The 25,166-nt window shown below is 67.0% G+C and carries 27 protein-coding genes; 18 read left to right on the forward strand and 9 right to left on the reverse strand.

Annotated features, from left to right (window positions below; genetic code table 11):
• Positions 1–21: 21 nt before the first annotated feature.
• From CDO87_RS02100 to CDO87_RS02115, 4 genes are read left to right on the forward strand one after another with little or no spacing between them, the layout of a single operon-like run.
• Positions 22–321: a DUF2282 domain-containing protein gene (locus CDO87_RS02100; protein WP_100927222.1), complete on the forward strand. Its 300-nt coding sequence runs from the start codon at positions 22–24 to the stop codon at positions 319–321.
• A 59-nt stretch (positions 322–380) separates the two neighbouring features.
• On the forward strand, positions 381–1,229 hold the full coding sequence (locus CDO87_RS02105) for a DUF692 family multinuclear iron-containing protein (protein ID WP_100927223.1): 849 nt from the start codon (positions 381–383) through the stop codon (positions 1,227–1,229).
• Positions 1,226–1,975, forward strand: coding sequence for a DNA-binding domain-containing protein (locus CDO87_RS02110; protein WP_100927224.1), 750 nt, complete (start codon positions 1,226–1,228; stop codon positions 1,973–1,975). The genes CDO87_RS02105 and CDO87_RS02110 overlap by 4 nt, the downstream gene beginning before the upstream one ends.
• On the forward strand, positions 1,972–2,559 hold the full coding sequence (locus tag CDO87_RS02115) for a DoxX family protein (protein ID WP_100927225.1): 588 nt from the start codon (positions 1,972–1,974) through the stop codon (positions 2,557–2,559). The genes CDO87_RS02110 and CDO87_RS02115 overlap by 4 nt, the downstream gene beginning before the upstream one ends.
• Positions 2,560–2,565: 6 nt before the next feature.
• On the opposite strand, the gene CDO87_RS02120 is transcribed toward CDO87_RS02115, so the two are convergent.
• Positions 2,566–2,880 (reverse strand): ArsC/Spx/MgsR family protein, encoded by a 315-nt coding sequence (locus CDO87_RS02120; RefSeq protein ID WP_100927226.1) that lies wholly within the window; start codon positions 2,878–2,880, stop codon positions 2,566–2,568.
• A gap of 253 nt (positions 2,881–3,133) precedes the next feature.
• Here CDO87_RS02120 and CDO87_RS02125 point away from each other — a divergent pair, with 253 nt between their 5' ends.
• Positions 3,134–3,340 carry a cold-shock protein gene (locus tag CDO87_RS02125; protein WP_100927227.1) on the forward strand — a complete coding sequence of 69 codons (207 nt, stop codon included), beginning with the start codon at positions 3,134–3,136 and terminating at the stop codon, positions 3,338–3,340.
• A 127-nt stretch (positions 3,341–3,467) separates the two neighbouring features.
• Positions 3,468–3,833, forward strand: a complete 366-nt coding sequence (locus CDO87_RS02130; protein ID WP_100927228.1) for a hypothetical protein — start codon at positions 3,468–3,470, stop codon at positions 3,831–3,833.
• Between the two features lie 22 nt (positions 3,834–3,855).
• Here the strand turns inward: CDO87_RS02130 and CDO87_RS02135 are convergent, their stop codons facing one another.
• Positions 3,856–4,761 carry a LysR family transcriptional regulator gene (locus CDO87_RS02135; protein ID WP_100927229.1) on the reverse strand — a complete coding sequence of 302 codons (906 nt, stop codon included), beginning with the start codon at positions 4,759–4,761 and terminating at the stop codon, positions 3,856–3,858.
• 133 nt (positions 4,762–4,894) lie between these two features.
• Here CDO87_RS02135 and metF point away from each other — a divergent pair, with 133 nt between their 5' ends.
• The gene (gene metF, locus CDO87_RS02140) at positions 4,895–5,761 is read left to right on the forward strand and encodes a methylenetetrahydrofolate reductase [NAD(P)H] (RefSeq protein ID WP_100927230.1); all 867 of its coding nucleotides are present in this window, start codon (positions 4,895–4,897) and stop codon (positions 5,759–5,761) included.
• Positions 5,762–5,836: 75 nt separating this feature from the next.
• Here metF and CDO87_RS02145 read toward each other — a convergent pair whose 3' ends face one another.
• From CDO87_RS02145 to CDO87_RS02160, 4 genes are all read right to left on the reverse strand, one after another.
• Positions 5,837–6,391, reverse strand: a complete 555-nt coding sequence (locus CDO87_RS02145) for an NADPH-dependent FMN reductase (protein ID WP_100930805.1) — start codon at positions 6,389–6,391, stop codon at positions 5,837–5,839.
• A 189-nt stretch (positions 6,392–6,580) separates the two neighbouring features.
• On the reverse strand, positions 6,581–7,492 hold the full coding sequence (locus CDO87_RS02150; RefSeq protein WP_100927231.1) for a 3-keto-5-aminohexanoate cleavage protein: 912 nt from the start codon (positions 7,490–7,492) through the stop codon (positions 6,581–6,583).
• 2 nt (positions 7,493–7,494) lie between these two features.
• On the reverse strand, positions 7,495–9,567 hold the full coding sequence (locus tag CDO87_RS02155; RefSeq protein WP_100927232.1) for an acetate--CoA ligase family protein: 2,073 nt from the start codon (positions 9,565–9,567) through the stop codon (positions 7,495–7,497).
• Positions 9,568–9,640: 73 nt separating this feature from the next.
• On the reverse strand, positions 9,641–10,801 hold the full coding sequence (locus CDO87_RS02160) for an acyl-CoA dehydrogenase family protein (protein ID WP_100927233.1): 1,161 nt from the start codon (positions 10,799–10,801) through the stop codon (positions 9,641–9,643).
• Positions 10,802–10,959: 158 nt separating this feature from the next.
• Between CDO87_RS02160 and CDO87_RS02165 the strand changes: the two genes are divergently transcribed.
• From CDO87_RS02165 to CDO87_RS02175, 3 genes are all read left to right on the forward strand, one after another.
• On the forward strand, positions 10,960–11,808 hold the full coding sequence (locus CDO87_RS02165) for a transketolase (RefSeq protein ID WP_100930806.1): 849 nt from the start codon (positions 10,960–10,962) through the stop codon (positions 11,806–11,808).
• Between the two features lie 52 nt (positions 11,809–11,860).
• Positions 11,861–12,916, forward strand: coding sequence for a transketolase family protein (locus CDO87_RS02170; protein ID WP_100927234.1), 1,056 nt, complete (start codon positions 11,861–11,863; stop codon positions 12,914–12,916).
• A 73-nt stretch (positions 12,917–12,989) separates the two neighbouring features.
• The gene (locus CDO87_RS02175; RefSeq protein WP_100927235.1) at positions 12,990–13,742 is read left to right on the forward strand and encodes an SDR family NAD(P)-dependent oxidoreductase; all 753 of its coding nucleotides are present in this window, start codon (positions 12,990–12,992) and stop codon (positions 13,740–13,742) included.
• Between the two features lie 159 nt (positions 13,743–13,901).
• Here CDO87_RS02175 and CDO87_RS02180 read toward each other — a convergent pair whose 3' ends face one another.
• Both CDO87_RS02180 and CDO87_RS02185 read right to left on the reverse strand, forming a co-directional pair.
• Positions 13,902–14,747, reverse strand: coding sequence for a fumarylacetoacetate hydrolase family protein (locus CDO87_RS02180; protein ID WP_100927236.1), 846 nt, complete (start codon positions 14,745–14,747; stop codon positions 13,902–13,904).
• 59 nt (positions 14,748–14,806) lie between these two features.
• Positions 14,807–15,493 carry a GntR family transcriptional regulator gene (locus CDO87_RS02185; protein ID WP_100927237.1) on the reverse strand — a complete coding sequence of 229 codons (687 nt, stop codon included), beginning with the start codon at positions 15,491–15,493 and terminating at the stop codon, positions 14,807–14,809.
• Between the two features lie 274 nt (positions 15,494–15,767).
• On the opposite strand from CDO87_RS02185, the gene CDO87_RS02190 reads away from it, so the two are divergent.
• From CDO87_RS02190 to CDO87_RS02225, 8 genes are all read left to right on the forward strand, one after another.
• Positions 15,768–16,778 (forward strand): TRAP transporter substrate-binding protein, encoded by a 1,011-nt coding sequence (locus CDO87_RS02190; protein WP_100927238.1) that lies wholly within the window; start codon positions 15,768–15,770, stop codon positions 16,776–16,778.
• Between the two features lie 101 nt (positions 16,779–16,879).
• Positions 16,880–17,689 carry a TRAP transporter small permease subunit gene (locus CDO87_RS02195; RefSeq protein WP_100927239.1) on the forward strand — a complete coding sequence of 270 codons (810 nt, stop codon included), beginning with the start codon at positions 16,880–16,882 and terminating at the stop codon, positions 17,687–17,689.
• Entirely contained in the window at positions 17,690–19,285 is a 1,596-nt protein-coding gene (locus tag CDO87_RS02200) for a TRAP transporter large permease subunit (RefSeq protein ID WP_100927240.1), read from the forward strand.
• A 173-nt stretch (positions 19,286–19,458) separates the two neighbouring features.
• Complete coding sequence (locus CDO87_RS02205; protein ID WP_157814894.1) at positions 19,459–19,707, forward strand: hypothetical protein; 249 nt, start codon at positions 19,459–19,461, stop codon at positions 19,705–19,707.
• A gap of 113 nt (positions 19,708–19,820) precedes the next feature.
• On the forward strand, positions 19,821–21,314 hold the full coding sequence (locus tag CDO87_RS02210; protein ID WP_100927242.1) for a UxaA family hydrolase: 1,494 nt from the start codon (positions 19,821–19,823) through the stop codon (positions 21,312–21,314).
• A 133-nt stretch (positions 21,315–21,447) separates the two neighbouring features.
• A complete protein-coding gene (locus CDO87_RS02215) occupies positions 21,448–22,509 on the forward strand; it encodes a Gfo/Idh/MocA family protein (protein WP_100927243.1) in 1,062 nt (353 codons plus the stop codon).
• A gap of 28 nt (positions 22,510–22,537) precedes the next feature.
• A complete protein-coding gene (locus CDO87_RS02220) occupies positions 22,538–23,260 on the forward strand; it encodes an SDR family oxidoreductase (protein ID WP_100927244.1) in 723 nt (240 codons plus the stop codon).
• Between the two features lie 43 nt (positions 23,261–23,303).
• A complete protein-coding gene (locus CDO87_RS02225) occupies positions 23,304–24,212 on the forward strand; it encodes a DMT family transporter (RefSeq protein ID WP_100927245.1) in 909 nt (302 codons plus the stop codon).
• Between the two features lie 175 nt (positions 24,213–24,387).
• Here the strand turns inward: CDO87_RS02225 and CDO87_RS02230 are convergent, their stop codons facing one another.
• Positions 24,388–25,125: an SDR family oxidoreductase gene (locus CDO87_RS02230; protein ID WP_100927246.1), complete on the reverse strand. Its 738-nt coding sequence runs from the start codon at positions 25,123–25,125 to the stop codon at positions 24,388–24,390.
• Positions 25,126–25,166 lie beyond the last annotated feature (41 nt).

A 25,166-nucleotide genomic window follows, 5' to 3' on the forward strand; every position in this document is an offset into this window, starting at 1 on the left:
TGTCTGACGAAAGGAAAAGACATGTCCTCCACCCTCAAGACCGCAGCCCTCGTAGGCGTCATAGCCGCATCGTTCGCCGCCACCGGCGTGGCCGCGCAGGAGCAGGAAAAATGCTACGGCGTGTCCCTTGCCGGCGAGAACGACTGCGCGGCAGGCCCCGGCACCACCTGCGCCGGCACCTCCAAGGTCGACTACCAGGGCAACGCATGGACGCTGGTCGAGGCCGGCACCTGCATGGACATCGAACTGCCGGCCGGAATGGACGGGATGGCGCGCATGGGCTCGCTCGAACCCCTTGAGCGGGACATCCCCGAGGCCTGATCCCGTCCTGCGGGCCGGGACTTGCCCCCCGGCCCGCCTCCAGTTCCCGGAAAACCGCCATGTTCGATACGCCCCGCTCCCTCCCTGCCCGTCCCGGTGTCGGCTACAAGCCGCAGCACTACGCCGACCTGCTGTCCGATCCCGCCCCGGTCACCTGGCTCGAAATCCATGCCGAGAACTACATGGGCGATGGCGGCCGCCCGCTGGCGCAGCTGCGCGTCCTGTCAGAACGGTTCCCGATCTCCGTGCACGGTGTCGGCCTCTCCATCGGCGGCGAGGCCCCGCTGGACCGCGACCACCTTGCCCGGCTGAAACACCTGCTGGGCTGGCTCGACCCAGCCAGCTTCTCCGAACATCTCGCGTGGTCGACCCACGACGGCGCCTTCCTCAACGACCTGCTGCCCCTGCCCTACACCGATGCTACGCTGAACCGCGTGTGCCGCCATATCGACGAGGTGCAGGAGGTCCTCGGAAGGCAGATGCTGCTGGAAAACCCGTCCTCATACCTCGCTTTCGAGGACAGCACATGGGAGGAGCCCGCCTTCCTTCGCGAGATCGCCCGCCGCACCGGCTGCGGGCTGCTGCTGGACGTGAACAATGTCTTCGTCTCGGCCACCAACCTCGGCTACGCACCGCAGGACTACATCGACCGCTTCCCGCTCGAAGCAGTGGGTGAGATCCATGTGGCGGGGCATGACACCGACACGGACGACCGCGGCGCGGTCCTGCTGATCGACAGCCATGGCGCGCCGATTGCCGATCCGGTCTGGGCCCTGCTCGACCTGACGCTGCAGCGCTCCGGCCCGCGCCCGGTGCTGGTGGAATGGGACACCGATGTCCCCGACTGGCCCGTTCTCGCCGCGGAGGCAGCGCGCGTGGAACAGGCCATCGCACTGGTGACACCATGAGTCAGGCCGCCTTTCACACCGCCCTGCTCGACCCCGCCCGGCCCGTTCCGGAGAGGCTGACCGACGGCACTGGCCGCCCGGCAGGCCGGCGCTACGACGTCTACCGCAACAACGTGGCCGTCTCCCTGCGCGAAGCCCTGGCCGCGGGTTTCCCCGCCTGTGCCCGGCTGATCGGGGAGGAGAACTTCGCCCATGTGGCCGGGTTGTTCCTGCGCGCCCATCCGCCTGCATCGCCGCTTATGATGACATATGGACAGGGTTTTCCCGAGTTCCTCGAGGGGTTCGAACCACTTGCCCACATTGGCTACCTGCCGGACGTGGCGCGGCTGGAGCTGGCGTTACGGCAAAGCTATCACGCCGCTGATCGTGCACCGATCGACCCGTCCGCCCTGCAGAACATGCACGAAACGACGCTTTTCGGTGCCCGTCTGACGCTTGCCCCCGCCGTCCGCCTGATCCGGTCCCGCTGGCCGGTGGTGCAGGTCTACGATTTCACCATGTCGCCCGGGCAGCCGAAACCCACGCCCGTCGCCCAGAACGCCCTGATCGCCCGCCCGGGATTCACGCCCCGCGCCCACGACCTTCCCCCCGGTGGCGGCGCTTTCGTCGAAGCGCTCATGCGAGTCCAGCCCTTCGGCGCGGCGATGGCGGCGGCCGGCGATGCGTTCGATCTCTCCGCCACGCTGACAATGCTTCTGACCGAAGGCGCGATCACCGATCTTAGCTGCGAGGAACCCGTCCTATGACCCGTCTCAACCGACTGACCGCCGTTCATGCCGATCTCTCCCGCCGGCTCGACCGGCTGTCCGGTCCGCTCACGCCGCTTTTGTTGCGCGCGGGTTTCGCGGCCACGCTGCTGGGCTACTTCTGGAAATCCGCGGGCACCAAGGTGTTCGACCGGCAGGGAACAGAGGGGATCTTCGACATCCTGACGCTGGAATCGGGTGTCTATGCCCAGATGTTCCCGCGCCAGTTCGAGGCGGCGGGTTACGATCCCTCGAAGCTCTCGGCGCTGCACGACCTCATCGCCTATGCGGGCACGCTGGCCGAGTTCGTCCTGCCCCTGCTGATCGTCGTGGGGCTGCTGACCCGGCTTGCGGCCCTTGGCATGATCGGCTTCGTGATCGTCCAGACCGCCACCGACGTACTAGGCCACGGCGCCGATCCGGGGCGCCTGTTCGACACCCGCTATGACCTGATCGACGAACGCACCCTGTGGGTCGTGCTGTTCGTGCTGCTGGTACTGCGCGGTGCGGGCGCCCTGTCTCTGGACCGGCTCGCCGGTCTGGAGACACCACTCGCGACCGCCCCCGTTGCGCACCCCGCCTGAGCCCGGTCAAAGCCCGAGCGCACCCCGCGTCGCCGCATCCCAGCCCAGATGCATCTCGTCATCGCCGACGATCAGCGGACGTTTCATCAACGCCGGATGAGCAGCCAGAAGGTCCAGCGGCGCGCCCGCGCGCTCCTCCTCCGACAGGCCGCGCCAGGTGGTCGAGCGGGTGTTCACCAGCTTGTCCCCGAACCGCGCCAGTGCCGACTCCATCACGTGGGCGGGCACGCCGCTCTCGCGGACATCGACGAGTTCCGCCTCGGGAAGCGCCTTCCGCGCCGCCCGGCACGTGTCGCAGTTCTTCAGACCGTAGATGCGCATGCCGCCTCCTTCTGCCGCAGATGCTCATATTTCATTAGCAAAGTTCACATAACCGCCGCACCCATGAAACACGAGCCTGTTTCCCTTGCATTTGAACAAACGGCCCTATCCTAAAATGGTGTCGCAGTATCCACCTTTGCCGGGACAGTTCACCGTTCGTGCCCTGAAACGGACCAAGGCCGCAGCTGCGCAAGGGGCGGCTTCGCCGGTGCGCGGGGCCATACTATGGACGATGATAAGGAGCACGGGAACTATGCCGAATGGCACCGTGAAATGGTTCAATACGACCAAAGGCTACGGGTTTATTGCACCCGAAGAAGGCGGCAAGGACGTTTTCGTACATATTTCCGCCGTCGAACGTTCCGGCCTGACCGGCCTCGCCGACAATCAGAAGGTCAGCTACGAGCTGCGGGAAGGCCGTGACGGACGCACCATGGCGTCCGATCTCAAGGTTCTCTGAACGAAACGCATCCGCTTTCGGGCCAGCCGGCCTGACGGGCCTTAACATTACGCAAACCACGATGACCGATAGGTTTTGTCCTGTCCGGGCATGAGAGTTACGCTGTCCCGGTTGAGGAGCGTACGCCATGTCCGTCATTGGAACCAACGCCATCGCCATCGCTGTCACGGTCCTTGCAACCGGCGCCCTTGTCGTGGGCATCCAGTTCATGCCGCCCCTGACCCAGCCGGACCCGGCCGCCTTCCCCGAATTCCAGCACTACAGGCCCCTTGGCCACGACTCTCTCCTGATCGAGGCGAAGGATGCGAAGGGCAACAGGAAGCTCGTCGATCCCGGCGCCTACTGCCGAGAAACGCTAAGCGGCGTGGACTGCGCCTGCTTCGCGGGCAAGGCGCATCAGGTGCTGGCCAACCGCAACCCGCGCGTCTCCGGCTGGCGCTATGCCAACGACTGGGAGCTCGCCGTCGGCCAGGCACGGGACGCCTGCACCTGACCCATCCTGCACCAAGGGCACATCATGCGTTCTGCAGGCGCCGCGCCTCCCGCCCGGCAAGCGAGATCAGCTCCTTCATGAAGGGCTTCTCCAGATCCTCGCTGCGCACCGCGGCATAAAGCCTGCGCGTCAGCCCCTTCTTGGTCAGCGGCCGCGTCACGTAGTCGGAGGAATACTTCACCTCGCGCACCACCCAGTCCGGCAGCACCGACACCCCGCGGTTGGAGGCGACCAGCAACAGGATCACCGCCGTCAGTTCCACCTGCCGGATCGCCGCCGGTTCGACCTTTGCCGGGGTCAGGAGCTGGCTGAAGATGTCCAGCCGCGCCCGGTCGACCGGGTAGGTGATCAGCGTCTGGCCGCGGAAATCCTCTGCCTCCACATAGGGTTTCGCCGCCAGAGGATGGGCGGACGACGCCACAAAGACCGGCGCGTAGTCGAAAAGCGGCACGAATTCGACTCCGGCGAGGTCCTCCGGATCGGAAGAGATCACAACGTCCACGTCCTGCTTCATCAGCGCGGGCAAGGCATCGAAGGCCAGCCCCGGGCGGATGTCCACGTCCACGTCGCCGAACTTCTTGCGGAACCCTTCGAGCACCGGGAACAGCCATTCGAAACAGGCGTGGCATTCGATGGCGATGTGCATCCGGCCCGTCTTGCCCGCGCGCAGGCCCGCGAACTCTTCCTGAAGCGCCTCGACCTGCGGCAGAACCTGTTCGGCAAGCCGCAGCAGCCGCAAGCCCGCCGCCGACAGGCGCATGGGTTTCGACCGTCGGACAAACAGTTCGACCCCGGCCTGATCCTCCAGACCCTTGATCTGATGGCTCAGCGCCGACTGGGTGATGTTGAGCTGATCGGCCGCCTTCGCGACGCCGCCAGCCTCGTGAATGGCCCGGATCGTCCGGAGGTGGCGAAACTCGATATGCATGTGCGCCTCATGTTGGAGATGAGATTTATGAGTTTGCCTCACCATGCTTCGCGTGCCATGTAAAGGGCAAGACGGAAACACAACGCGATGCGTCGCAAACGACCCGCGCCCGAGACCGAGAGAGACAGACATCATGACCCGCCCCGAAATCAGCCTCGAATTCTTCCCGCCCAAGAACATCGAGGGCACGTTCCGCCTTTGGGACTCCGTTCAGGTGCTTGCCCCGCTGAAGCCGCGCTTCGTGTCGGTGACCTACGGCGCCGGCGGCACCACCCGCGACCTGACCCGCGACGTTGTGGCGACCATTCACAAGCATTCCGGCCTGCGCACCGCGGCGCATCTGACCTGCGTGAACGCCACGAAGGAAGAGACCCTGCAGGTCGCCCGCGACTTCGCCAAGGTCGGCGTCAACGACATCGTGGCGCTGCGGGGCGATCCGCCGAAGGGCTCCGCCGGGTTCGAACCGCACCCCGAGGGTTTTGCCAACTCCGTCGAGCTGATCGAGGCGCTGGCCGCCGAGGGCGACTTCACCATCCGCGTCGGCGCCTACCCCGACATCCACCCCGAAGCCGCAAGCGGGCAGGCCGACATCGACTGGCTCAAGCGCAAGCTGGACGCCGGTGCATCCGAGGCGCTGACCCAGTTCTTCTTCGAGGCGGACACCTTCTTCCGCTTCCGCGACGCCTGTGCCAAGGCGGGCATCGACAAGTATGTCACACCCGGCATCCTGCCGATCGAGAACTGGAAAGGCGCGCGACGCTTTGCCGAATCCTGCGGCACGAAGATCCCCGAATGGGTGATCGACGCCTTCGAGAAGGCAGAGCGCGACAACCGCACCGACCTTCTGGCCACCGCGATCTGCACCGAACTGTGCGACGACCTCATCCGTGGCGGCGTGGACAAGCTGCACTTCTACACGCTGAACCGCCCGGAACTGACGCGCGACGTGTGCTTTGCCCTCGGCGTGACCCCGGATATCAAGCTGGAAGAAGTCGCCTGATCCAAGGCGCTTTGCCGGAAAGACAAAAAAGCCCGGTCGGCCAGGTGCCAACCGGGCTTTTTCATGCCTGATGGGTCAGCCCTTGTGGGTATCGACCCACTTGGTAAAGGCCGACATGAAACCCGCAAGGAAGTCGCGGCTGCTCTCGACCACGCCGTCGTCGGTCACGATGTCCTGCACCTTGCCGATGTAGGCCTCGGGCTGCTGCAGCGTCGGCATGTCGAGAAACACGAGGCTCTGGCGCAGGTGGTGGTTCGCCCCGAAGCCGCCGGTCGCCCCCATGGAAGCGGTCACGATCCCCGCCGGTTTCCCGCCCCAGACGCTTTGCCCGTAGGGTCGCGACCCCACGTCCAGCGCATTCTTCAGCACGGCGGGAACGGTGCGGTTGTACTCCGGCGTCGCAAAGAGCACGCCGTCGATATCGGTCATCTCTTCGCGGAAGCGCGTCCACTCCGCCGGAGGCGTGTCGGTTTCGAGATCCTGGTTGTAGAACGGCAGGTCGCCGATCTCGATGAACCGGAACGCGAGGGTGTCGGGCGCAAGCGCCGTCATCGCTTCGATCAGCTTGCGGTTCCACGACTCCTTGCGCAGGCTGCCGACGATGATCGCGATCTGGTAAGTCCTTGACATATCTGTCTCCATTATGTGCCGCCCCGGTCGGGCGGTTCAGTGACAGACCTAACGTCAACGCCGGAAAAGTCGCCTCGGAAAAACCGAACACCAAGGGTGCGTTCGGGACATCCCTGGGCGATGCCGCCGTACAGATAGACCAACAGGGCCGCCAATGCGGCCCTGTGTCACGCGGTTCGGCTGCCGCCCTCAGCGCGGCGCGCGCTTCACAAGGCCCAGCTTCTCGCGCACCTCCGCCGGGCCGATCACCCGCGCGCCCATGCCTTCGATGATGCCGACGGCCTTTTCCACAAGTTGCGCGTTGGTGGCCAGGACACCCTTTTCCAGCCAGAGGTTGTCCTCCAGCCCGACCCGCACGTTGCCCCCCGCCAGGACGGAGGCCGCCACATAGGCCATCTGGTTCCGCCCCAGCGCGAAGGCGCTGAAGGTCCAGTCGTCCGGCACGTTGTTGACCATCGCCATGAAGGTGTTGAGGTCGTCCGGCGCGCCCCAGGGCACGCCCATGCACAGTTGCACCAGTGCCGGGCCGTCCAGCACGCCCTCCTGCACCAGTTGCTTCGCAAACCACAGGTGCCCGGTGTCGAAGGCCTCGATCTCCGGCTTCACGCCCAGTTCGGTCATCATGCCGCCCATCGCGCGCAGCATCCCCGGCGTGTTGGTCATGACGTAATCGGCTTCGGCGAAGTTCATCGTGCCGCAATCCAGCGTGCAGATCTCCGGCAGGCACTCCGCCACATGGGCGACACGCTCTTCCGCGCCGACCATGTCGGTGCCCGTCTCCCGCAGCGGCAGGGGTGAAGACGTGGGGCCGAACACCATGTCGCCGCCCATGCCCGCCGTCAGGTTCAGCACCACGTCGACCTCCGCATCGCGGATCCGGTCGGTGACCTCTCGGTAGAGGTCGAGCCTGCGCGACGGTGCGCCGCTGTCCGGGTCGCGGACGTGGCAATGCACCACCGCGGCCCCCGCCTTTGCCGCAGCGATGGCACTTTCGGCGATGTCCTTCGGAGAGCGCGGCACATGCGGGCTGCGATCCTGCGTGCCCCCCGACCCGGTCACCGCGCAGGTCACGAAGACCTCCTTGTTCATCTCCAATGGCATCGTCAAAGTCCTTCCCTGTCGTTCAGCCGGATCAGCGCATCCACCGCCACGGCGTCTTTTTCCCTGCAGATCAGCGGGTTGATCTCCACCTCGGCGATCTCTCCGGCATGTGCTGTAACGAGGGTCTGCACCGCCTCGACCGCCCGCCAGACCGCGCCCAGGTCCGCCCCCGGCGCGCCGCGCCACCCTGCCAGCACCGGCGCCAGACGCAAGCGGTTCAGCGCGCCGCGCACCTCGGCCTCGATCACCGGCAGCAGCATCGACACGGTGTCCTGCCAGACCTCCGTCAGCACGCCCCCGGCCCCCAGCGTCAACACGAAGCCATGCGCCGGATCGTGCACCACGCCCAGCAAAAGCTCCGCCACCGTGCCACCGATCATCTCCTCGACCAGCACCTCGGGCGTGCCCATGGCAGCCGCCGCCGCGGCCACGGCCTCCGCTGTGCGGAGGTTCAGGGCAACGCCGCCGGCCTCAGTCTTGTGCGCCACTCCGACGGCCTTGACCGCCACCGGCAGGCCGATCTCCGCCGCGGCCTCCGCGGCTCCGGCCACCCGGACCTGCCGCCGGCCCGGCACCCGCATCCCGGCACGCGCCAGCGCGCCCTTGGCGGTGTCCTCGTTCAACAGCGCGCCCTCCGCCCCCACGAAAAAGCCCCGCTCGCCTTGGATGCCCGCGTCCCCTGGCAACAGGACCGGCGCGGCCTGCGCCTCCTGCCCCAGGAAGGCTGCCGCCGACACGGCGTCGAGCGCGGCGGGAAGGTCGCACAGCATCAGGATCCCGCGCGCATGGCAGGCTTCGGCGACAGTCTCCGGCAGGGTTTCCACCAGCGTGGACAGCACCGCCACCGGCTTGCCCGACCGCTCCATGGCCCCCGCCACGGCGTCGAGCACCGGCATCCAGTCGTCCATCGAACAGCGGTCCGCGCGGGGGAAGTCCAGCACCACCAGCCCCAGCGCCGCCTCACCCGCCATCATCGCCGCGAAGGTCGCGGCCATGGCGGGCACGTCGCCCCAGATATAGGTGTTGTAATCCAACGGGTTGGCCAAGGCGACCTTCGGCCCCAAGGCCGCGCGCAACGCCTCCGCCTGCGCCTTGCCGAGCGGCGGGAACGACACGCCCCGTCCGAGCGCGCTGTCAGCCATCAGGCTCGCCTCGCCGCCCGAACAGGACATCGACACGACCCGGTCGGAGTCCAGCGGCCCCACGCCATCGAGGATCTTCAGCGTCTCGAGGAAGGCGCTCAAGGACCCGACCTGCGCGATCCCCAGCCGCCGCAACAGCGCCCGCGCGCCCACGTCCGATCCGGTCAGCGACGCGGTGTGCGACACCGCCGCCCGCGCCGACTGTTCCGACGCGCCAAGCTTCATCGCCACGATCCGCTTGCCAAGCGCCCGGGCGCGGGCCGCCAGCCGCTCCATCCCCCGCACGTCGCGGATTCCCTCGATATACAGCCCCAGCGCCGACACGCGCGGGTCCTCCACCAGCGCCTCGCCGAACCGTGCGAGGTCTACGCAGGCCTCGTTCCCGACCGTGCCGATATAGGCGATGGGCAGGCCGCGCGCCTGCATCGACAGGTTCAGCGCGACGTTGGAGCTCTGCGTCAGGATCGCCACGCCCGCCTCGCGCCGGATCAGCCCGTGCTGGTCGGGCCAGAGCGCGGCGCCGTCCAGCGCGTTCACGAAGCCGTAGCAGTTCGGCCCGAGGAACGGCATCCCGTCCGCCGCTGTGCGCAGCGCCTCCTGCAGGTCGCCGCCATCGACCAGCTCCGCCCGCGCCTCGCTGAACCCGGCGGCAAAGCACACCGCACCGCCCGCCCCGGCGTCCCGAAGGACGCGCAACGCCTCAACCGTCGCCGTCCGGTTAATCCCGACAAAGCAGGCGTCGGGCGGCTCCGGCAGGGACTCGACCGTGGGATAAGCTGGTACGCCGCCGATTTCCTTCCGTGTCGGATGGACCGGCCAGACCGGCCCCTCGAACCCGATCTTCGTGCACTCGCGGACCACATTCGTGCACCAAGCGCCGCCGCCGATCACCGCGATGCTGCGGGGCCTGAGCAAACGGTCCAGTCCGCTCATGCCTTGCCCACCTGCGCAACGGTTCGTAGGGCGGGGCTTTGCGCCGCCTTGCGCCCAGTCATCACGCGCCTCATCACGCCCCCAGCGGCCGGAAGATTTCCCGGCTGATGATATGCCTCTGGATCTCCGACGTGCCGTCCCAAATCCGCTCCACCCGCGCATCGCGCCAGAACCGCTCGATCGGGAAATCGTCCATCAGTCCCATGCCTCCGAAGATCTGCAGCGTCGTGTCGGTGACCTTCGCCAGCATCTCCGACGCGTGCACCTTGGCCGACGCGATCTCGCGATTGGCGGGCAGTCCCTTGTCCAGTCGCCATGCCCCCATCAGCGTCAGCAGGTCCGAGGCGTCGATCTCCGTCACCATGTCCGCCACCTGGAAGGACACACCCTGGAACCCGGCGATGGGCTGGCCGAACTGCTTGCGCTGCGCGGCGTACTCCACCGCCATGTCGAAACACCGTCGCGCCCGGCCGACGCAAAAGGCCGCCACCGTCAGCCGCGTGGCGTAAAGCCATTCGTTCATCACCGCGAAACCGCCGTCGACCTCGCCCAGCACCTGCCCCTCCGGCAGGCGGCAGTCAGAGAATTCCAGCACGCAGTTCTTGTATCCGCGGTGCGACACCGACCGGTATCCGTCACGCACCGTGAACCCCGGATGCCCCCGGTCGACAAGGAAACAGGTGATCCGCTTCTTCGGCCCCTTCGGCGTCTCGTCTACGCCCGTCGCCACGAAAACGATAAAGAAATCAGCGTGATCCGCGCCGGAGATGAAGTGTTTCGTGCCGTTGACGATCCAGTCCGTGCCGTCGCGCACGGCGGTGCAGCGCATCCCACGGACGTCGGATCCCGCCTCCGGCTCGGTCATCGCCAGCGCATCCATCCGCTCGCCTCTCACGGCGGGCAGAAGGTAACGCTCCTTCTGCTCGCCCTCGCAGGCCATGAGGATGTTCTGCGGCCGCCCGAAGAAATGCGTGAGCGCCATGGAGCCCCGCCCCAGTTCCCGCTCCACCAGCGTGAAGTCGAGGTGCGACAGACCTGCGCCGCCCACCTCCTCCGGGAAATTGCAGGCGTAGAAGCCCAGTTCGATCACCTTGCGCTTCAGTTCCTCGCCAAGGCCCGGCGGCACTTCCCCGGTGCGCTCGACCTCTGCCTCGTGGGGATAGATCTCCTTCTCCACGAAACTCCTCACCGTGGAGACGATCATCTCCTGCTCGTCGCTCAGTCCGAAATCCATGAGGTCCCCTTTCCTGCCCATGAAAGACGTGAACCCCTTGGCACTCAAACACAAAACGCCGGATTTCCTGCCAAATACGACATTCGTGACGCGACCCCTTGCGCAAAGGACCGTCCGGGGGTGGAATGGTATACCAAAAGATGGGCAAGGGAGGAGACATGTCCACAGACCCCCACGCGGGCTCCAATGTGAGTCTCGCGCGCCGCGCATGGGCGATCAGACGCCATGCGCTGCGCATGGCCGAAGTGCAGGGACAGGGCTACATCGGGCAGGCGCTCGGCGTGGCGGACGTGCTGGCCACCAGCTATTTCCACGCCCTGACCTACGACCCGAAGGATCCGGACTGGGAAGGGCGCGACCGCTTCTACCTGTCGATCGGTCACTATGCCATCGCCCTCTACGCCGCCCTGATCGAAGCCGGCATCCTGCCCGAGGACGAGATCGGCACCTACGGCATGGACGATTCGCGGATGCCTATGTCGGGCATGGCCGCCTACACGCCGGGCATGGAGATCACCGGCGGCAGCCTCGGCCACGGCCTTGGCATCGCGGTGGGCGCCGCGCTGGGGCTGAAGCGCAAGAACAGCAAATCCTTCGTTTACAACATGATGTCGGACGGAGAGCTGGGCGAAGGCTCGACCTGGGAGGCAGTCATGGCCGCCAGCAGCCACCGGCTCGACAACCTGATCTGCATCGTCGACTTCAACGACCAGCAGGCCGACGGGCCGACCACGGCGGCGCTCGCCAAGGGCGACGAGGCCCCGAAGTGGGCGGCTTTCGGCTGGCACGCGCAGGAGGTGGACGGCAACGATCTGGACGCGCTGGTGGACGCCTTCGACGCCGCCCGCAACCTGACCGATGCCCGGCCCCGCGTCATCATCTGCAAGACCCAGATGTGCAAGGGCGTGCCCTTCCTAGAAGAGCGGGAGATCACCCATTTCGTCCGCGTGGAGCCCTCCGAATGGTCCCGCGCCATCGCCCATCTCGACGGGCAGATGCCTGCCTGACCCCCGATCACGGGCCGGTTTCGCTACGAAACCCCTGCCCCGGAGACACCCCATGACCGAAGCCCCGACCGGCGCGCTGAGCCGCCGCAAGTCCAAGCACCAGCCCCGCACCCTCCCCGTCTCGGAGACCGGAGAACGGCTGACCACCTCCGCGATGATCGCTTCCCTCGACGCCGAGGGCCGCGAAACCGTCACCGCCCCCTTCGGCGAGGCGCTCTGCGAACTGGCGAAGACCCGCGACGACATCGTCGGCCTCACCGCCGACCTGTCGAAATACACCGACCTGCATGTCTTTGCCAAAGCCTACCCCGACCGGTTCTACCAGATGGGCATGGCCGAGCAGGTGATGATCTCTGCCGCCGCCGGGCTGGCGCGCGAGGGGTTCACCCCCTTCGCCACCACCTATGCCGTCTTCGCCTCCCGTCGCGCCTACGACTTCATCGTCATGGCCATCGCGGAGGAGAACCTGCCGGTGAAGATCGTCTGCGCCCTGCCCGGCCTGACGACCGGCTATGGCCCCAGCCACCAGGCGACCGAGGACCTCGCGATCTTCCGCGGCATGCCCAACCTCACCATCGTCGATCCCTGCGACGCGACGGAGATCACGCAGGCCACCCACGCCATCGCCGACCATCCCGGCCCGGTCTACATGCGCCTCCTGCGCGGCAAGGTCCCGGACGTGCTGGGCGAATACGGCTACCGGTTCGAACTGGGCAAGGCCAAGCTGATCCACGACGGGCGCGACGTGCTGTTCATCTCCACCGGCTTCATGACCATGCGCGCGCTCGATGCCGCCAAGGCGCTGAAACAGGACGGCACCGACTGCGCGGTCCTGCATGTGCCGACGATCAAGCCCCTCGACGTGGAGACGATCAAGGCGGAGGCGGCGAAGACCGGGCGGCTTGTGGTCACGCTCGAGAACCACACCATCGTCGGCGGATTGGGGGAGGCCGTGGCCGCGGCGCTGATGCGCGCGGGCATCCATCCGGCCTTCGACAGCATCGCCCTGCCGGACGAATTCCTCGACGCGGGCGCCCTGCCGACCCTGCACGACCAGTACGGTCTGTCCGTCCGGGCCATCACCGAACGGGTCAGGGCGCGCCTCTGATCCCCGCCTCTCTCGCAACCCTTTCCGGGAGGACAGGCCCCGCCCCCTCCCCGCCAGCCACGGGAAACCCATCATGCTCCTGAAGGACAAGACCGCCCTCATCACCGGCGCCGCCAGCCCGCGCGGGCTGGGCAAGGCTACCGCGAAACTCTTCGCCGAACATGGCGCGCGGGTGGCCATCCTCGACCTCGACGCCAGCGCCGCCGAGGCCGCCGCCGCCGATCTGCCCGGTGACGGCCACATCGGCCTCGCCTGCAACGTCACCGACAAGGCCGCCTGCGATGCCGCCGCCGGGGCGGCCATCGCCGCCTTCGGCCAGATCGACGTGCTGGTGAACAACGCGGGCATCACCCAGCCGCTGAAGCTGATGCAGATCGAACCTGCCAACTACGACGCCGTGACCGACGTGAACCTGCGCGGCACGCTCTACATGAGCCAGGCGCTGATCCCGCACATGCGCGACCGCAGGACCGGCGCCATCGTCAACATATCCTCGGTCTCGGCGCAGCGTGGTGGCGGCATCTTCGGCGGTCCGCATTACTCCGCAGCCAAGGCCGGCATCCTCGGGCTGACCAAGGCCATGGCCCGCGAACTGGCGCCTGACGGCATCCGCGCCAACGCGGTCTGCCCCGGCTTCATCGCGACCGACATCACCGCCGGAAAGCTGACGCCCGAGATGATGGAACAGATCCTGGCGGGCATTCCCATGGGCCGCGCGGGCGAGGCTTCGGACGTGGCGGGCTGCTGCCTGTTCCTCGCCTCCGACCTCTCGGCCTATGTCACCGGGTCGGAGGTCGACGTGAACGGCGGGTCGCTCATCCATTGAGCGCCGGCCGGTTAACCATAGGTTAACGCTCCCTCCGGCCATCGCGCTCGGTATCTCGTCGGGCGCTGTCCCGGAGGGGGTACGGGGGAGGCAGCGCCTCTCCCGCGTGGCGCGGGCAAGGCCCGCGCGGATCGGATCGCGCCAGCGATCCGAGGCCCGTCACTGCGCCGCGACGGTTTCCTGCTTCTGCGTGCCGAGGCCCTCGACATAGACCTCCATCACGTCGCCCGGCTTCAGGAAGCGCTGGGGTTTCATGCCCATGCCCACACCCGAGGGCGTGCCGGTGGCGATGATGTCGCCCGGTTGCAGCAGCATGAAGTTCGACATGTACGCCACGATCTCGGCCACGCCGAAGATCATGTCGTCGGTGTTCGAATCCTGCACCGTCTCGCCGTTCAGCTTCAGCGACAGCGCCAGCTTCTGCGGGTCCGGGATCTCGTCGGCAGTCACCAGCCACGGGCCGGTCGGGCCGAAGGTCGGGGCAGACTTGCCCTTCATCCACGTGCCGCCGCGCTCGATCTGGTACTCGCGCTCGGACATGTCGTTGATGACGCAGTAGCCCGCCACGTGGGACAGCGCCTCGGCTTCCGTGATGTAGGAGGCGGTCTTGCCGATCACCACGCCCAGCTCGACCTCCCAGTCCGACTTCACCGAGCCGCGCGGGATCACCACCGGGTCGAAGGGACCGGACAGCGACGAGGTCGCCTTGTTGAAGATGATCGGCTCTTTCGGCGGCTCCGCACCGGTTTCGGCGGCGTGCTTGGCGTAGTTCAGGCCGATGCAGAAGAAGTTCGGCACGGTGGCGAGGCAGGCGCCGATGCGGCCCGGGTTCTCGACCACCGGCAGGCTCGACACGTCCACCGACCGCAGCTTGTCGAGCGCCTCGATGGAGACGCTTTCGCCCGCGAAGTCGCTGACATGGGCCGAGAGGTCGCGCACGCGGCCTTCATCGTCCAGCATACCGGGCTTTTCCTGGCCCGCCGGGCCGTAGCGCAAGAGTTTCATTTCTGTCCTTTCCTGGGGTGTCTTGTCTGAAGATGTCGTTCCGGCCGCTCGGCAGCCGTTCAGCCGGAGGTCGCGGCAGAGGCAGGGTCCGTGGTCCCGGTCTGCTCGGAATCGAAGAAATCCGCCACGTTGATCAGCAGGTGGTCGAGGTGCGCCCTGAGGCTCTTTTCCACTTCTGCCACGTCGCGGGCCCTGAGGCCCTGCACGATGGCCGCGTGCTGGTCCAGCACCCGGTCCCTTGCGTGCTTGCGGCTGGCCGAGAGGTAGCGCGCCCGCCACAGCCGTGCCAGCAGGGCGCGGTGCATCTCGGCCAGAACCGGATTGCCCGCCGCCTCCGCGATGGCGCGGTGAAAGCTCATGTCGATCTCGAAGACCTCCAGCTTGTCGAGTTTGTCGTATTCCCGTGCCATCCGGGCCGCGACGTCGCTGATGTGGTCGATCTCCGCGTCCGAGGCGCGTTCGCAGGCGAGCCGGGCAGACAGGAGCTCCAGCGCGGTCATCACTTCGATGTTGTGCGCCACGTCCTCGAAGGAGGGCTGCGCAACGATGGGCGACCGCGCCGGGCGCAGGATCACGAGGCCCTCCTTGGCGAGGATTCGAATCGCTTCGCGCATCGGCGTGCGGCTCACACCGAGTTCTCCCGCGTGATCGCGTTCCTTGACCGCCGTCCCGGGCGGCAGGACGCCCCGCAGGATGTCCCTCCGCAGACGATTCGCGATCTGCTCCGGCAAGGTCTCCTCGGCCATGCTGCGCCCTAGCCTTTTCTTTCCGTTATATTTTTTGTTGCCCGCGCAAACATGCAGCCAACGCCTCCCACTGGCGAAATTTGGTATACCAAAAATCCTTGCCTGTCGACATGGGTTTGGTTAGCGTACCTCCACGGGTGGTATACCATCCTGGACCGGGGACGAGAATCCCGGTTGCGCATCGGGGTCGAGGCGCCCCTTTTCGACACCGGGGTGGAGGTACCCCGCATACAAATAGGGCGGCCCGCTAAGACGGTCGTCATGGGAGGAGACAATGAAGAAATTGCTGACGACGGCTGCGGCCGTTGCCATTGTTGCGACCGGCGCGTCGGCGCAGGACGTGACCCTGCGCATCCAGACGCACTACGCGACCGAGCATCCCTCGGGCATCCTGGCTGCCCAGTTCGCCGACGACGTGGAAACCATGTCCGAAGGCTCCATCGACATCGAGATGTTCTACAGCTCGTCCGTCGTGGCCACGACGGAAACTTTCGATGCCGCGATCAACGGCATTCTCGACTGCGACATGACCGGCGGCGCATACCAGACCGGCAAGAACCCGGCCTTCCAGTTCGTCGGCGACATCATGGGCGGCTACGACACGCCGTGGCAGCAGATCTCGTGGCTGTACTACGGTGGCGGCTACGATGCCGCGCAGGAGCTGTACAACTCGCAGGGCATGCAGCTGGTCGGCTGGTGGCTTTACGGACAGGAATCGCTCTCTTCGTCCCAGCCGCTGGCAGGCCCCGACGACCTGAAGGGCTGGAAGTTCCGTTCGCCCCCGGGCCTCGAAACCGAGATCTTCGAGCAGTTGGGCGCGCAGCCCATCGTGATGGATTTCACCGAGGTCTTCACGGCGCTGGAAACCGGCATCATCGACGGTGCGGACGCATCCGGCCTGGCAAACAACGTGGGCCTCGGTCTCTATGACCTCGTGAACCACGCGACCTACCCGGGCTTCCACTCCATGCCGTCCGACCACCTCGCCTGCAACAAGGGCGTGTGGGACGGCCTGACCGAGGCACAGCGCCGGATCATCGACACCGCGATGCAGAAACTGACGCTGCACACCGCGCTGTCGAACGAGAAGAAGAACGCCGAAGCGGCGGCCATGCTGACCGAGAAGGGCGTGACCCTGCACAACTGGTCGGCAGAGGACCGGGCCGACTTCCGCAAGGCCGCACAGGTCGCGTGGGATGACTGGGCCGGCCGTTCGCCCGAGGCCGCTGCACTGGTCGAAAGCCACCGCAGCTACCTCAAGGATCTCGGCCTGATCGCGGAATAACATCCGCATCCGACCGATGGACAGCAACGGCGGGCTCTTTCCCGGGGCCCGCCGTTTTTGACACCAAGGGCCCCGATAACGGGGTCGCGGGGAGGCATATCATGAACGGCGAGAGCGTCTGGCTCGGGTCGATGCGGGGACCGATCCGCTTGGCCATGTTCATCTTCATCATTCTGTCGCTGGCGATTTACGCCTGGTTCCTTATCGCGCAATACACCACGGCCGAGCCGATCGGCATGCACGAGATGATCCGCCCCGGGGGCCGGCCGCTGGTGCAGGCGCTCCTGATCAGCATCTTGCTCGCGCTGCTGTTCAGTTCGCTTTACCTGTCGGACTTCAAGGGCGTGATCGAGGTGGAGCGCACCGGCCCGTTCGACATCTTCAGCCTCGTCCTCGGGCGGCTGTCGATGATCGCCACGGCCTTCATCGTCGTCACCATGGGTTTCGAGGTCGTGGCGCGCTACATCTTCAACGGCGGCACGCTCTGGGCGAACGAGTTGTCGCTCTGGATCGCGGCCTTCGTGTTCCTGTTCTCCGGCCTCTACGCCATGCAGCAGCGCTGCCATATCCGCATCTACGTGATCTACGACATGATGCCGCGCTGGATGCAGAAGGCGTCCGACTGCACGTCGGTCTTCCTGATCTGGGTCTTCGTGGGCTGCCTGATCTGGGGCGGGTACAACGACGCGATCCGGCGTCTGATGAACCTTGAGGGCTATGGCTCCGCATGGGATCCGCCGATCCCCGGCACGGTCAAGACCGCCGTCCTGGTCGTCGGCCTGGCGGTGGCGCTGCAGGCGCTGTCGAACCTGATCGCCGACTGGAACAAGGCGCCGGAACACCACTCCGCCGACGACATCGACGAACACGAAATCGAGAACATCCGCAAAACGCTCGAAGGGGACAAGTAAATGGTCGATATCGGCACACTCTCCCTGGTCCTGCTGTTCGGGATGTTCGCCCTCCTGGCCATCGGGATGCCGCTGGGCTTCGCCTCGGCCTTCCTTGCCGTGGTCACGCTGCTTCTGAAGTTCGACACCGACATCCTGTTCCGCAACTTCGGCATGGGACCGTTCTCGGTGCTGGGCCAGGCGATCTACCGGCAGATGGTCAACTACGTCCTGATCTCGGTGCCGCTGTTCATATTCATGGCCGCGCTGCTGGAACGATCCGGCATCGCACGGGACATGTACTCGTCGCTCAACGTCTGGCTCAGCCGGACCCGGGGCGGCATCGCCATCGTGACCTCGGTCATGGCCGTCATCATGGCCGCCATGTCGGGCATCATCGGCGGCGAGGTCGTGCTTCTGGGCCTGATCGCCCTGCCCCAGATGCTGCGGCTGGGCTACAACCAGAACCTCGCCATCGGCACGATCTGCGCCTCCGGCTCTCTGGGCACCATGATCCCGCCGTCCATCGTGCTGATCTTCTACGGCCTCGTGACGGAAACCTCGATCAAGGCGCTGTTCACCGCGTCCTTCCTGCCGGGCTTCATGCTGGCGTCCTTCTTCATCATCTACATCGTGGTGCGGACACGGATGAGTCCCGAGATGGCGCCCCTGCCGCCCGAGGACCCGGATGCGCCCAAGGGCAACGAGAAACGGATGATGTTCCTCGGCTTCATCTCGAAGCTCGGCATGTACATCACCGCCGCGCTGCTGGTCCGCGCGCTGTTCTTCACCATCTTCGGCATGAACGTCCCCACCGAGGGCGTCGAGCCGATCCTTCTGGGCATGGTGTCGGACCTTCCGTGGCTTGCCGGGGCCTTCGTCCTCTTCGGGGTGATCGCCTTCGCGCTGGTCGGACGCGAGCGCACCGCCGCGGGCTGGGAGATGGGCCGCGGCCTGATCGCGCCCACGGTGGTGATCGGCGTGGTCCTGGGGTCGATCTACGGCGGCATCACCGGCATCACCGAGGCCGCCGGCATGGGCGTCGTCGCCGTCTTCGTGATCGGCCTGATCCGGCGCGAGATGACCATCGAGATCGTGTGGGACGCGCTCCTGCGCACGGTGAAGTCCACCGGCACGATCATCTGGGTGACCATCGGCGCCGCCGCGCTGGCCGCCGCCTATACCCTTGCAGGCGGGCCGACCTACGTGGCGAACATGATCGTGGGTGCCGACATGCCGACTATGGGCGTGATCCTGATCATGATGTTCATCTTCCTGATCATGGGGATGTTCATGGACTGGGTCGGCATCGTGCTGCTCATCATGCCGGTCTTCCTGCCGATCGTCGTCCGCCTGCCCGCCGAAGAGATCGGCTGGTTCGCTCACGTCGACGCACGGATGATCCCGATCTGGTTCGGCGTGGTGTTCTGCATGAACATGCAGGTCAGTTTCCTGTCGCCCCCCTTCGGCCCGGCCGCGTTCTACCTGAAGTCGGTGGCGCCGCCGCACATCTCGCTGACCGACATCTTCAAGGGCTTCCTGCCGTTCATCGCGCTCCAGCTTCTGGCGCTGGCGGTGCTGCTGGCCTGGCCGCCCATCGTGACGGTCTTCCTGTAAGGCCCTGCGCGCCCGGGCGGGACGTACCGCCCGGGCGCCGCTTTCGCCCCGCATCACCGGCGGGGCGCGACATATCCCGGTGTCCGGGGCAAGGCCCCCAGTCCCACATCCTCAGCAAGGACGGGCGCCGGTCGTGGCGCCGCCCCGCCGAAAGGGCCCCGCCGATGCCGTTGATGGCACCCCCCGAACAGGTCTCCCGCTTCGAAACCGAAGGCTGCCTCGTGGTCGCCAACGTGCTCGACCCGCTGACGCCCGGCCGCTTGAAGGCCGGGTTCGCGGCCCGGTCCCGCCGCGCGCCGCAGACGGAGTTGCGCGACCGGCAGGCCCGGCGCACCCCGTGGCACGACACGCGGGCGCGGCTGTCAGGCACGGCGCACATCCCGATCCACCGCCGGAAATCCGACAGCCCGGTTTGCGCATGACTTGAATCCCCCGCCCGAAAGGCGCACAAGCCAACCCAGCACCCGAAACTGGAATATTAGAAGATCACCGCCGGGCTCCTGCCCGGTGTCTGCATGAAGCAAGAGAGATCGCAATGACCACCGTTCGTTTGTCCGAGGCCGACAATGTCGTCACCGCCGTGACCGCCCTCGAGGCGGGCAGCCACGGCGCCACGCAACTGATCCCGCGCGGCCACAAGCTCGCCACCCGCGCCATCGCCAGGGGCGAGCCGGTCATCAAGTACGCGCAGGTGATCGGCTTTGCCGCCGAGGACATCGCCGAGGGCGCGCATGTGCACACCCACAACCTCGATTTCCGCAACGTCGACACCGAATACGAGTATGCGACGAACATCCGCCCTGCCGCGCCGGCCAAGACGCAGGATACCTTCATGGGGTACCGGCGGGCGTCGGGCCGGGTCGGGACGCGGAACTTCATCGCCGTGCTGACCTCGGTCAACTGCTCCGCCACCGCGGCCCGGCAGATCGCGGCGCATTTCACCCCGGAACGACTGGCCGACTATCCGAATGTCGACGGCGTCGCGGCCTTCGTGCATGGCACGGGCTGCGGCATGGCCGGACAGGGATCGGAAGGCTTCGAGGCGCTGCAGCGCGTGATGTGGGGCTATGCCAAGAACCCCAACGTCGGCGGCGTGCTGATGGCGGGACTGGGCTGCGAGATGAACCAGATCGACTGGCTGGTGGAGGCCTATGGCCTGACGCCCGGCCCGCTGTTCCAGTCGATGAACATCCAGGACGTGGGCGGCCTGCGCAAGACGGTCGAGCTGGGCATCCGCAAGATCGAGGCGATGCTTCCGGTGGTGAACGACGCGCAGCGCGAGGAATGCCCGGCCTCGGAACTGATGGTCGCGCTCCAGTGCGGCGGCTCGGACGCGTGGTCGGGCATCACGGCGAACCCCGCCGTGGGCCACGCCTGCGACCTGCTGGTCGCGCAGGGCGGCACCGGCGTGCTGGCCGAAACGCCGGAGATCTACGGCGCCGAGCACCTGCTGACCGCCCGCGCGGTCGACCGCGAGGTGGGCGAGAAGCTGGTCGGGCTGATCCGCTGGTGGGAGGATTACACCGCGCGCAACAAGGGCTCGATGGACAACAACCCCTCGCCCGGCAACAAGAAGGGCGGCCTGACCACGATCCTCGAGAAGTCGCTGGGCGCGGCGGCCAAAGGCGGCACCACGCCCCTGACCGGCGTCTACAAGTACGCGGAGCCCGTGACGGCGAAGGGCTTCACCTTCATGGACAGCCCCGGTTACGACCCGGCCTCGGTCACCGGCCAGATCGCCTCGGGGTGCAACCTCGTGTGCTTCACCACCGGGCGCGGGTCTGCCTTCGGCGCGAAGCCCTCGCCCTCGATGAAGGTCGCGACCAACACCGAGATGTTCAACCGCCTGACCGAGGACATGGACATCAACGCGGGCTCGATCCTGACCGAGGGCAAGTCGGTGGAGGAGGTCGGCCGGGAGATCTACGAGATGTGGCTGCGCATGGCTTCGGGCGAGAAGACGAAGTCCGAGTTGCAGGGGCTGGGCGATTTCGAGTTCGTGCCATGGCAGATCGGCGCGGTGATGTGAGGGGTTTCGCCCCGGCTGCGCCGGGACGACCCGCGGGGGCGCTGCCCCCGCACCCCCGAGGTATTTTCACCAAGATGAAGGCAGGGGCGCATTGGTTGCCGTTGCCCGGAAGACGGAACGAGAGGACGACTTCATGACACGTTTGCCGTTGTGCGTGGTGGGCGCCGGCTCCATCGGGCAGCGCCATATCGAGGTGGCGGGCCTGTCGGAGATGATCGACCTGGTGGCCGTGGTGGAGCCGCATGCCCCGCTGCGCGAGGTGCTGGCGGCAAAAGGGCTGCCCATGGTGGCCGCGCTGGACGATGTGCCGGAGCGGGTGCGCGCCGCCGTCGTGGCGACGCCGACGCAGGATCACCATGCCTCCACCCTCGCCTGCCTGTCGCGGGGCTGGGCGGTGATTGCGGAGAAGCCGCTGGCCGGCACACTCGACGACGCACGCGCCTTGCGGGACGCGGCGCAGGCGGCGGACCTGCCGCTCTTCACCGGGCATCATCGTCGCTGCCATCCGTTCTCCATCGCGGGACGAGAGGCGCTGTCCGCCATCGGCCCGCTGGTGGGCGTGCAGGGTTTCTGGTCCCTGCGCAAGCACGACAGCTATTACGAGGCCGACTGGCGGCGGAAGCCCGGGGCCGGGCCGCTGCTGACCAACATGACGCACGAGATCGACCTCCTTCGGTTCCTGATCGGCGAGATGACGGAGGTGACGGCCCTGCTCTCCTCTGCCCGGCGGGGATTCGAAATCGAGGACACCGCCGCGCTGGCCTTCCGGTTCGGCAACGGCGCGCTGGGGTCCTTCCTGATCTCGGACGCGGGCGCCTCGCCCTGGTCGTTCGAGAGCGCATCGTCCGAGAACCCGGCGATTGCCGGATCGGGCGAGGATTACCTGCGCGTGACGGGCACCGAGGGGGCGCTGGCCTTCCCGTCGCTGACCCGCTGGGGGCGCTCCGGGCCGGGGGAGATCGAGTGGTCGAAACCGCTGGCGCGGACCGACGGCGCGCGCTTTGACCGGATCGACCCGCTGCTGGCGCAGATCGAGCGCTTCGCGGCCGTCGTCGCGGGCGGCGAGGATGACGTGCTTTGCACTGCCGCGGACGGGATCGCGGCGATGGAGATGACGCTGGCCTGCGCGCTGTCGGCCCGCGAGGGACGGCCCCTGACGCCACGCGATGTACCGGGACATTACACCGGGGTATGAGCCCCGGCGACCATACGGGAGGACAACCATGAGACTGCAGGGCAAACGCGCCTTCATCACCGCCGCCGGACAGGGCATCGGCCGCGCCATCGCCGAGGGCTACCTGCGCGAGGGCGCCACCGTCGTGGCCACGGACCTGAAGGCCGGGCTGATGGAGGGCCTCGGCTGCGAGACGGCGGCGCTGGACGTGACCGACAAGGCGGCGGTGCGCGCGGCGATCGAGGCGGCAGCACCGGACGTGCTGGTGAACTGCGCGGGCTTCGTGCACGCGGGCCCGCTGCTCGACGCCACCGACGACGAGTTCGACTTCGCCATCGCGCTCAATGTCCGCAGCCAGTTCCATGCGATGCAGGCGGCGCTGCCGGGGATGATCTCGCGCGGCGGCGGGTCCATCGTCAACATCGCCTCCGTGGCGTCCTCCATCGTGGCGGCGCCCAACCGCTGCATCTACGGCATGTCGAAGGCGGCGGTGATCGGGCTGACCAAATCCGTCGCGGTCGATTACGTCAAGCAGGGCATCCGGGTGAACTGCATCTGCCCGGGCACGGTCGACAGCCCCTCCCTGCACGACCGGCTGCGGGCGATGGGCGATTACGAGGAGGCACGCAAGGCCTTCGAGGCGCGCCAGCCCATGGGCCGGATCGGCACCGCGGAGGAGATCGCGCACCTGGCGATCTACCTGGGCTCGGACGAGAGCGCCTTCACCACCGGCCAGGCGCATGTGATCGACGGCGGCTGGGCGGCGGCCTGACACCGGCGCGCTGAACCCGCCCCCTGAAGCGAGAGGACCGAGGATGTCGGAGGTGAAACCGCGCGAGGACCGCACCCGAACGGGTGTGCTGCTGATGGTGCTGGCGGTGGCCTTCTTCACCTGCATCGACAGTTCCGCGAAGCTCCTGATCATCGCGGGGCTGCCTGCGCTGCAGGTGGTCTTTGCCCGCTACACCGGGCATTTCCTTGTCGCGGTCCTGCTGTTCGGCCTGCGCGATCCGTCCGCCTTCCGGAGCCATGCGCCGTTCAAGCAGTTGCTGCGCTCGCTCTTCCTGCTGGGATCGACGGTGCTGAACTTCTCGGCCCTGCAGTTCCTGCCGATCACCGTCACCACGACGATCATGTTCGCGGGACCCATCGCCATCACGCTGCTGGCGATCCCGCTGCTGGGCGAGAAGGTGGGCCTGAGGCGGATCGTGGCGGTCTGCTGCGGCTTTGCGGGCGTGCTGGTGGTGATGCAGCCCTGGGGCGCGGATTTCCACCCCGCCATGTTCCTGTCGCTCGGCGCGCTGGTCTGTGCCGCCTTCTACTTCATCCTGACGCGGATGCTGTCGGACGTGGAGGCCAACGCGACGCAGCAGCTCTGGTCCTCGGGGGTCGCCGCTCTGTGTCTGTTGCCCTTCGTGCTGCAGGACTGGACCTGGCCCTCGGGCTGGGCGTGGGTGCCCTTCGTGCTGATCGGGTGTTTCGGGGCCACGGGACACATCGCGGCGACGGCGGGCCATCGGCTGGCAGATGCCTCGATCCTTGCGCCGGTGGTCTACGTGCAGATCTTCATGGCCGCCTTCGCGGGCTGGGCGCTGTTCGACACCCTCCCGACCGTATGGACGCTGGGCGGCGGGGCGATCATCATCGCCTCGGGGCTCTATATCTGGCAGCGGGAGCGGGTGGTGCGCGGCCGTGTCCGCAGGCCTGTCCCGGCGCAGCGGTAGGCGCGCCCGCTCCTGGTTCAGCCTGTCACGCCCGTCAGTGCCGGATACGGACGAGTTGCAGGACCCTGAAACGGCAGGGCCGCCCGGGCGTACACCCGAACGGCCCAGTGATCCGTTGTCTTCCATGACGTGACATGCCGGACGCGGCCGGGTTGCCCCGCCCGCCCGGAAAAGCTCAGCCGCGCCCGATGTAGGGCATCGCGGAGGCCATGACCGTCATGAACTGGACGTTCGCCTCCAGCGGCAGCGACGCCATGTGCAGCACCGACGACGCCACATGCGCCACGTCCATCACCGGCTCGACCTCGATGGAACCGTCGGCCTGCGGCACGCCCTTGGTCATCTTCTCGGCCATGTCGGTCAGCGCGTTGCCGATGTCGATCTGCCCGCAGGCGATGTTGTAGGGCCGCCCGTCCAGCGAGAGCGACCGCGTCAGCCCGGTGATCGCATGCTTCGACGCGGTGTAGGGCGCCGATCCCCAGCGCGGCACGTAGGCCGAGACCGAACCGTTGTTGATGATCCGCCCGCCCATCGGGTCCTGCCTGCGCATCCGGCCAAACGCCGCGCGCGCGCAGATGAAAGAGCCGGTCACGTTGATGTCGATGCACTTGCGCCAGTCATCGACGCTGATCTCGTCCACCGGGCCGCCCATGACGGACACGCCCGCGTTGTTGAACAGCGCGTCGATGCGGCCCCATTCGGCCATCGCCTTGTCGAAAGCGGTATCCACCTGCGCCTCGTCCACCACGTCGCAGGGCAAGGCCAGCGCGTTCTCGTGGCTGTCGGCCATCTCGGCCACCGTTTCGGGCGTGCGGCCCACGATGCCCACGCGCCAGCCTGCATCCAGGAAGACCTGTGCGCAGGCCTTGCCGATGCCGCGCGCGCCGCCGGTGATGATGATCGTCTTGCTCATGTGAGCCTCTCCCCCGTGTTTCTTCGAGCCTTGGAAATGCC

It is taken from the genome of Sagittula sp. P11 (assembly GCF_002814095.1).
Classification (GTDB): domain Bacteria; phylum Pseudomonadota; class Alphaproteobacteria; order Rhodobacterales; family Rhodobacteraceae; genus Sagittula.

Excerpts from the sequence above, each read along its gene's own strand:
- CDO87_RS02150 (WP_100927231.1), bottom strand. The coding sequence starts at position 7,492 with ATGCCATTGGAGATGAACAAGGAGGTCTTCGTGACCTGCGCGGTGACC.
- CDO87_RS02215 (WP_100927243.1), top strand. The coding sequence starts at position 21,448 with ATGACACGTTTGCCGTTGTGCGTGGTGGGCGCCGGCTCCATCGGGCAG.
- CDO87_RS02160 (WP_100927233.1), bottom strand. The coding sequence starts at position 10,801 with ATGGATTTCGGACTGAGCGACGAGCAGGAGATGATCGTCTCCACGGTG.
- CDO87_RS02170 (WP_100927234.1), top strand. The coding sequence starts at position 11,861 with ATGACCGAAGCCCCGACCGGCGCGCTGAGCCGCCGCAAGTCCAAGCAC.
- CDO87_RS02155 (WP_100927232.1), bottom strand. The coding sequence starts at position 9,567 with ATGAGCGGACTGGACCGTTTGCTCAGGCCCCGCAGCATCGCGGTGATC.
- CDO87_RS02180 (WP_100927236.1), bottom strand. The coding sequence starts at position 14,747 with ATGAAACTCTTGCGCTACGGCCCGGCGGGCCAGGAAAAGCCCGGTATG.
- CDO87_RS02190 (WP_100927238.1), top strand. The coding sequence starts at position 15,768 with ATGAAGAAATTGCTGACGACGGCTGCGGCCGTTGCCATTGTTGCGACC.
- CDO87_RS02225 (WP_100927245.1), top strand. The coding sequence starts at position 23,304 with ATGTCGGAGGTGAAACCGCGCGAGGACCGCACCCGAACGGGTGTGCTG.
- CDO87_RS02185 (WP_100927237.1), bottom strand. The coding sequence starts at position 15,493 with ATGGCCGAGGAGACCTTGCCGGAGCAGATCGCGAATCGTCTGCGGAGG.
- CDO87_RS02200 (WP_100927240.1), top strand. The coding sequence starts at position 17,690 with ATGGTCGATATCGGCACACTCTCCCTGGTCCTGCTGTTCGGGATGTTC.
- CDO87_RS02220 (WP_100927244.1), top strand. The coding sequence starts at position 22,538 with ATGAGACTGCAGGGCAAACGCGCCTTCATCACCGCCGCCGGACAGGGC.
- CDO87_RS02110 (WP_100927224.1), top strand. The coding sequence starts at position 1,226 with ATGAGTCAGGCCGCCTTTCACACCGCCCTGCTCGACCCCGCCCGGCCC.
- CDO87_RS02105 (WP_100927223.1), top strand. The coding sequence starts at position 381 with ATGTTCGATACGCCCCGCTCCCTCCCTGCCCGTCCCGGTGTCGGCTAC.
- CDO87_RS02125 (WP_100927227.1), top strand. The coding sequence starts at position 3,134 with ATGCCGAATGGCACCGTGAAATGGTTCAATACGACCAAAGGCTACGGG.
- CDO87_RS02165 (WP_100930806.1), top strand. The coding sequence starts at position 10,960 with ATGTCCACAGACCCCCACGCGGGCTCCAATGTGAGTCTCGCGCGCCGC.
- CDO87_RS02230 (WP_100927246.1), bottom strand. The coding sequence starts at position 25,125 with ATGAGCAAGACGATCATCATCACCGGCGGCGCGCGCGGCATCGGCAAG.
- metF (WP_100927230.1), top strand. The coding sequence starts at position 4,895 with ATGACCCGCCCCGAAATCAGCCTCGAATTCTTCCCGCCCAAGAACATC.
- CDO87_RS02100 (WP_100927222.1), top strand. The coding sequence starts at position 22 with ATGTCCTCCACCCTCAAGACCGCAGCCCTCGTAGGCGTCATAGCCGCA.
- CDO87_RS02115 (WP_100927225.1), top strand. The coding sequence starts at position 1,972 with ATGACCCGTCTCAACCGACTGACCGCCGTTCATGCCGATCTCTCCCGC.
- CDO87_RS02145 (WP_100930805.1), bottom strand. The coding sequence starts at position 6,391 with ATGTCAAGGACTTACCAGATCGCGATCATCGTCGGCAGCCTGCGCAAG.
- CDO87_RS02135 (WP_100927229.1), bottom strand. The coding sequence starts at position 4,761 with ATGCATATCGAGTTTCGCCACCTCCGGACGATCCGGGCCATTCACGAG.
- CDO87_RS02195 (WP_100927239.1), top strand. The coding sequence starts at position 16,880 with ATGAACGGCGAGAGCGTCTGGCTCGGGTCGATGCGGGGACCGATCCGC.
- CDO87_RS02205 (WP_157814894.1), top strand. The coding sequence starts at position 19,459 with ATGGCACCCCCCGAACAGGTCTCCCGCTTCGAAACCGAAGGCTGCCTC.
- CDO87_RS02120 (WP_100927226.1), bottom strand. The coding sequence starts at position 2,880 with ATGCGCATCTACGGTCTGAAGAACTGCGACACGTGCCGGGCGGCGCGG.
- CDO87_RS02210 (WP_100927242.1), top strand. The coding sequence starts at position 19,821 with ATGACCACCGTTCGTTTGTCCGAGGCCGACAATGTCGTCACCGCCGTG.
- CDO87_RS02130 (WP_100927228.1), top strand. The coding sequence starts at position 3,468 with ATGTCCGTCATTGGAACCAACGCCATCGCCATCGCTGTCACGGTCCTT.
- CDO87_RS02175 (WP_100927235.1), top strand. The coding sequence starts at position 12,990 with ATGCTCCTGAAGGACAAGACCGCCCTCATCACCGGCGCCGCCAGCCCG.